5 protein-coding genes are annotated in these 6,500 nt (G+C 42.8%); 1 reads left to right on the top strand and 4 read right to left on the bottom strand.

Translation table 11 applies throughout. The annotated features are described in order from the left end of the window. The first annotated feature begins 212 nt into the window (after positions 1-212). The gene (locus tag QUA24_RS23320; RefSeq protein WP_333232433.1) at positions 213-1,631 is read left to right on the top strand and encodes an ATP-binding protein; all 1,419 of its coding nucleotides are present in this window, start codon (positions 213-215) and stop codon (positions 1,629-1,631) included. A gap of 125 nt (positions 1,632-1,756) precedes the next feature. Here the strand turns inward: QUA24_RS23320 and QUA24_RS23315 are convergent, their stop codons facing one another. From QUA24_RS23315 to QUA24_RS23300, 4 genes are all read right to left on the bottom strand, one after another. Further along, positions 1,757-2,110, bottom strand: coding sequence for a slr1659 superfamily regulator (locus tag QUA24_RS23315; protein WP_333215641.1), 354 nt, complete (start codon positions 2,108-2,110; stop codon positions 1,757-1,759). 66 nt (positions 2,111-2,176) lie between these two features. Next, positions 2,177-2,785, bottom strand: a complete 609-nt coding sequence (locus QUA24_RS23310) for a DUF6272 family protein (RefSeq protein ID WP_333232431.1) — start codon at positions 2,783-2,785, stop codon at positions 2,177-2,179. 31 nt (positions 2,786-2,816) lie between these two features. After that, on the bottom strand, positions 2,817-4,052 hold the full coding sequence (locus QUA24_RS23305; protein WP_333232429.1) for an adenylate/guanylate cyclase domain-containing protein: 1,236 nt from the start codon (positions 4,050-4,052) through the stop codon (positions 2,817-2,819). A 156-nt stretch (positions 4,053-4,208) separates the two neighbouring features. Continuing rightward, complete coding sequence (locus QUA24_RS23300; RefSeq protein WP_333232427.1) at positions 4,209-6,353, bottom strand: SpoIIE family protein phosphatase; 2,145 nt, start codon at positions 6,351-6,353, stop codon at positions 4,209-4,211. Positions 6,354-6,500: the final 147 nt, after the last annotated feature.

Below are 6,500 nucleotides of genomic sequence, written 5' to 3'. Positions count from 1 at the left end.
TATTTTTGCCAACCTTCACAAGGATGCCATTATCTAGACTACATAGATGATATTTTTTGTCAATGCGTAAGTCCTATAATTGTGTTTTAGTATACTACTTTATTAGGAAATACAGAATATATTGATTAGTGTCTTGTACAATTTTTTTTATGGCTCTTAAATCTTGTGTCAGCAGGAGCTACAGACATTTAGTGGAGTCGGGGGTATTACCAATGGCAGCACTGAGCAACTACTTTAATCTGGAAGAAATTACGACAGCCAGAAAAATTAGTGCTGTGGTAATTAACATCAGCGGCCGCCAGCGAATGCTGTCCCAACGAACGGCTTTTTTTTGCATGAGGTTAGTTTCCTCTCAGAATGGGGTAGAAAGAGCAAAACTGCGCCGGGATTTGTTAGAGGCGATCGAGCTTATGGAAAAATCGCACCGCGACTTAATTAATCTTGGCAGCAGCGTCAACTTAGTGAGTCCCCCTTCACCCGCCCTCAAGGCAATGTATTTTGAGCCGCCACTGTATTTAGACAGACAAGTGCGCGCATATATCGATCGAATTAAAGCCTTGGTGCAAGTTCCTGATGCCGAACTCATGCTGGAAAACCCCCACCTGCTGTACATTGTCGAAGCTGCGGGGGGCGAATTGCTAGAAGCTTTCGATGCCGTGGTGAGTCAATACCAGCAAGAAAGCGAAATTGAACAATTTGAAATCGACCTTAAACAGGTTGAACTTTATCAAGAAAGTTGTGCTGCTACCTCGAAAGCGGAAGCTCAAGCCGCCCAGATCGATCGCGCACTTTGCGAACTAAAACAAACTCAAGCTCAACTCCTCCACAGCGAAAAAATGTCTTCGCTGGGGGCGCTAATGGCTAGTATCGTCCACGAAATTAATAACCCAGTTAGTTTTATTTACGGCAACTTGAGCCATGCCGCAATTTATACTCAAGATTTATTGCACCTGCTGTGTCTCTATCAAGAATGCTATCCCAACCCCTGTCCCGAAATCACAGCTAAAATCGAAGAGATAGATCTTGATTTTCTAGTTGAAGACTTGCCTAAAGTTATCTCTTCCATGCAAATGGGTTCCAATCGCATTCGCGAAATTGTCAAATCTATGGGCAACTTTTCGCGAACCGATAACAGTAACATGACCATGTGCGATTTGCACGACAGCATTGACAGCACCGTGTTAATTTTGCGAAACCGTCTCAATTCTCAAATAGACCGTCGCGACATTCAAGTAGTTAAAAATTATGGAAAATTGCCTCCTGTAGAGTGTTATTCAGGACAGCTCAATCAAGTATTTATGAATCTAATTACCAACGCGATCGATGCTTTGGATGAGGTATCACAAAATCAGCCCTATGCTGCGCTAAAAATTTTGATCACCACAGAATTAGCAGGGCCAGATCACGTGAGAGTAAGGATTGCTGATACGGGAACCGGAATGACACCACAGATAAAAGAGCGAATGTTCGAGCAGTTTTTCACCACCAAGGAAATCGGTAAGGGTACTGGTTTAGGATTGTCTATTGTCTACAAAATCTTAGTAGACAATCACCGAGGATCGCTTCGGTGCGAGTCGGAACCCTGCAAGGGAACCGAGTTTATCATTGAACTGCCGATCCAGCAAACTTAAGCAATTTACTGATCATCCAAATTTATCTATTTTAACTCGGTGTGGCACGGGCTTCACGCCTATGTTAACTGTGTGTGGAACGGGCGTCCCGCCTGTATTAACTGTAGTTAAAATTTACACATATCCTACGCTAATTCTAGCTTCAAAGTTGGCAACAGCTTTTCTAAATTTCTGAGAGATTTCTGTTGCCAGGGAACATCATTTGAACCCAATACCAAAAGTTGAATCGTTTTCTTTTTCCGAACGGCAATGACAAACTTCGACAACATACTGATACCAGAACTGTTAACAAATTCCAAATTTTTTAGGTTCAAGGTAATAGTAGGCGGTTGGGGATTGGCAACCTCATCTAACAATTCGACTATTGGCGCATACTCTGCTGGGCCGCTCAGGCTCAGTTCGCCTTGGAAAGTGACTGTGACTGATTCTGGATCGTACTGAATGCTGTAATCTTCACCTTGAATTTCTTGAATGCCCATTGTAATTTTGTTTCCTGACTAAAATAGTGCGATCGCACAAGAGAGTAAATATTGAAATACTAGCCACTAGACCCTAATTTGAACCACAGTCGTAACAATGATGGTATCACTATCTGGTCTGCGCTCGAATTTCCAACCTATCTTAGCTGAATAGTCATTAATCATCGTCAGCAATCCCAATCCCGATGTGTCACTTTCCGATTCCGCATTCTTTTCAAGCTGCTGCAAATAAAGTTCATTAGGATCGGAAGCCAGAATTTCTTCAATAAACTCCTTCAATTTATTTGCCCTTTCTGGCTTGACACTATTACTGGCAAAAATTATCGCCGTCACCTCTATTTCACCAATAAAATGTATACCAAATCTTACCTTGTAATTGGTATCATCGTTATTAAATTTTATCGCATTTTCTAACAGTTCGTTTGCCACATAGCTCACAGCTCCCTTGCTTTCTTTTATCCGTTTCTCGCTGCTAGCATCCTCCTCATCTACCGGTAGAAAGCTAGACAAATAATCGGCTACAAAATGAGCTGAAAGCCTGTTATTGCGCCAGCGCTGTTTGATGGGGCGAGAACTGGGGGTAAATGTAAGTTCTAGGGAGTCGTGTTCAGGAGGAAATTCTTCAATGAATTCTCCAAAGATTTGTGTCATTGTTTTTAAGCTTCCAGATGTCATGGTTTTTCTGCCTCCAATTGATGTATCAATGTCACTTCTGAGTAAATTTCCACACGCCATTCCAGTTAGTAGGAAGACTCTTTTCTAACAGCGATTGGAGGCGTTTTAGGTAAAGTTGACTGGGCTTGTCATCTGGATTTAGCGCCACTATCTGTTCAAAACAAACTATGGCCTTAGCAAAATTTCCCTGACAATATTCTTGGAGTCCCTCCTCAAATATAGGCAAAGTTTGAATTTTGAGCGATCGCACTGGCTCTACTTCAACATCTAACACCTCACAAACTGAAATGGCTTCTTGTCTACCTTTGACAATAGCCCGATCCAAAAAACGGATATGATACTTTTCGCGTTGACTCAAACGTTGTACCACATCTCCAGAAATTAATAAAGATACGCCATAATACTTAGTCAAACCTTCCAGACGAGCGGTGAGATTGACATGATCTGAGATCGCATCTGCTTGCATCCGATTGGCGTCACCAATAATCCCAACCATCGTATCACCCACATGGATACCAATGCCAATCTTCAGCGGTATATCCCCATTTATTTTACGGCTTTGATTGTATTTATGCAACTGCTCCAATTTCACAATTCCTGCCTGAATAGCATCATCCACGCCATCAGGAAAAACTGCCATAACTCCATCTCCAATATACTTGACAATAAAACCGTTATGCTTACGAATTTCGGGACTAATTTGCTGTAAATAGTTATTGATGAAGTCAAAGTTTTCTTGAGGAGTCATTTGCTCCGCCATCGTGGTGAACGAACGCATATCGGAAAACATAATTGCCATCTCTTTGCTCACGTGATCTCCAAGCTGGAAATCAACCATGCTTTGCTTGCCGAGAAATTGGAGAAATTCATCGGGAACGAAACGTCCGTAAGCCTGCAAAAGTTTCTCTAATTCTTGTTCCCGCGCTTTCACCGTTTGCACCATATGGGAAAATACCTGTGCCAGTTCTCCCAGTGCATCACTCCGCGCTGCCACATCTGACAATATCTGGGGTTGAAAGCTATTGTTTTTTACAGCAATAGCTGCATCTATAACCTTTTTTACCTGCTCGATGTAAGTCTGCATCTCTCGGTTTTTATGACGGATCTGGTTTTCCAGATCCGTGGAGTGTTCCGTGATAATTTCTACTAAAGTTTCATAGCTGTTTTTTTCATCCTCTACTTCCTCAAGTTTTTCGCTCAACTCCTGTAGCTGTTTATGGAGTTCTTCTGGAGATTTAGATGGTGCTAAATTTATTTGTGGTTTCATAATTTATACTTCCGAATCTGGAAGCGCAAAGTTGTTTGACTTCCTAGCTGTAAATTATTATAACTTACAGGCGCGGAACTCTAAATCTTGTTTCTGCGTCGATACTTGACCACTAAATCCAATACCCCTGGTAGAAACCGGGTTGACGACCGTCAATCATAAATTATGCACAATATTTCCCTGTTGCTTCAATACTAGCAAAGTAATGTCATCAAAAACCTTTTGTTTTCCAATAAATTTTCGCAAATCAGCGATGGTGGCTTCCTTGATTTGTTCGGCGCTCAAGTGCCAGTTTTGAGAAACAACTTCACAGAGTCTTTCAATACCATAGAATTTTTTGTGCATATTTCTAGCTTCGGGAATGCCGTCAGTGTAAAGCACCACCCCGTCCCCCGGCTCTAAGTCTACTAAAACATGGCTAATCCAATCCGAAATATTCTCATCTAAGGCGAGCGGGAATCCTAAATTCATGGTGTCTATCCGCTGGATTTTACCACCTTTCCTGACCACAAGAGTTTCCTCATGTTGACCGCTGATACTAATTGTGCGATCCGCATAGTTGAGCAAAGCTAGTGTCATATTTTTGTCGGAGCTCATGCGCTGGACATTTTTATAAATAGTGCGGTTTAGGGTATCTAAAAAACGCACCGGGTTGTATTCTTGCATTTCCTGAAGAGTGCGGACAGCAGCTTGAGTCATCACCATCAAAATGCCGCTTTCTAATCCGTGTCCGGTGACATCACCAATGCAAATCGTGACAACTCCGTTAGTACAAAGTACGTCGTAGTAATCACCACCTACTTCCGAGGCTGGCTCCATAAATCCGGCAATATCTAAATCTTCAATGGCTGCAAGTTCAGCAGGTTTTGGCAGAATCAACTGCTGCATTTGTTTGAGCATATCGAGCTCAGAGCTCATGCGGAGGTTTTCCGCTTTCAGGCGCTGGTTGAGAGCAGCAATTTGTTTAGTGGCTGTAGCGAGTTCAGAGGTACGTTCTTTGACTTTATCTTCTAGAGTTTCAAAGGATTCTTGCTGTTGTCTCGCCATGCTATTAAAGGAATTTCTTAAGGTTTCAATTTCCCAAATCCGACTGGAAGCAACGTTCTGGTTGAGAGCACCACCTGCTAGATATTCTGAAGCTTGAGCAATTTGGTTCAGGGGGCGAGTAATCCAGCTAGCGGTGAAAATACCCACTCCAACAGAGACAATAAGAGCCACAATACACAGCCAAATAGTCTGCCGAGTGTTAGCATAAATTTGCGCCATAAAATCCGCTTCAGGAACGACTACTACAATCAGCCAATTGAGACCGTACTTGTCAGTTAGCGGAGAAACTTGGATAAATTGCCGCTCACCGTTCAGCTTAAAGTCAAGTTGAACAGTTTGATTGATGTCTTCCAAACGCTTGAAGTTACCCTGCAGATAAATCACACTTTGACGCATCAGCAGGTTGCTGCTTTCCTGTGCTTTGAGCCGCTTTGTATTTTTGCCTGTTCCCACCGAAAGAGGCTGTTCTTTAACGGAAGTAGCTATTAACTCACCCTGGGGTTCAATGATAAATACTTGGCCGGAATTACCCACTCTTAAGGTTTGCAGGAAGTGGCGAATTTGATCTAGTCCCATCTGGCAAGTCAGCACGCCAATTAGTTTCCCTGCGGCATCATAATAGGGTAGACTCGCATTAATCTGCAGCGTACCGTAGCCAAAATTAATATAAACTTCACTCCAAGCTGCTTGTTTCTTCTCAACAGCTACTCTGTAAAAAGGGCGCGTGCGAACGTCATAATTGGGCGTGTTTTTTTCGATTGTTGTCGGGTTTCCATTATCGTCAAGGTTGTAATATATCAAGTCGCCGCCCCCGGCAATCAGTTGCTGGGCAAGCTGAGGTTGTTCAAGTCCAACCAGCCGATTTACCCAACCCACACGCAGGTACTGACCTTTTTCGTTAGCAATTCCCGCGTGACCGATCGACTTAAATTGCAGAACTTGTTTCCAAAAATATGGTCGAGCTTGCTCCAAATCGTCAAAGTTCAACACCCCCAAAGGTACAGCATCCTGATTAATCTGATTCACCAGTGGCGGAGCTTCCAGATAGGTTTGAACACGTTCGTAAACTCTCGCACTCACTTCCTGCCGCAACTGACTAACAATATCGTTGACTATCTGCTCTCCGTTTCTGTAAGAGAGATAGCCAACGCAGCCAACAGCGGCCAAAATTTGGAGAACAAAGGGAACTACCAAGACATTGCGGAGACGAAATTTGCCCGATCTGGAGACGATCGCACTTTTTTGAGAAACCATTGTTAAAAACACTCCCAGGGGGCAGTTTTTTGTTACAAGACTTGATAATGGATATATTAAGAGCGACGGACAATGTTATCATATCAAAAACTCAACCAACATCAAAAAATCTGCGTTCATCAGCGCTCATCTGCCTGCATGAGCGGT

The sequence above is a fragment of the Microcoleus sp. Pol12B5 genome (assembly GCF_036701335.1).
GTDB lineage: Bacteria > Cyanobacteriota > Cyanobacteriia > Cyanobacteriales > Microcoleaceae > Microcoleus.
Note: the sequence above shows the minus strand (reverse complement) of the source record. Positions and strands in the feature narration are given on the sequence as shown.

Excerpts from the sequence above, each read along its gene's own strand:
- QUA24_RS23305 (WP_333232429.1), bottom strand. The coding sequence starts at position 4,052 with ATGAAACCACAAATAAATTTAGCACCATCTAAATCTCCAGAAGAACTC.
- QUA24_RS23310 (WP_333232431.1), bottom strand. The coding sequence starts at position 2,785 with ATGACATCTGGAAGCTTAAAAACAATGACACAAATCTTTGGAGAATTC.
- QUA24_RS23320 (WP_333232433.1), top strand. The coding sequence starts at position 213 with ATGGCAGCACTGAGCAACTACTTTAATCTGGAAGAAATTACGACAGCC.
- QUA24_RS23315 (WP_333215641.1), bottom strand. The coding sequence starts at position 2,110 with ATGGGCATTCAAGAAATTCAAGGTGAAGATTACAGCATTCAGTACGAT.
- QUA24_RS23300 (WP_333232427.1), bottom strand. The coding sequence starts at position 6,353 with ATGGTTTCTCAAAAAAGTGCGATCGTCTCCAGATCGGGCAAATTTCGT.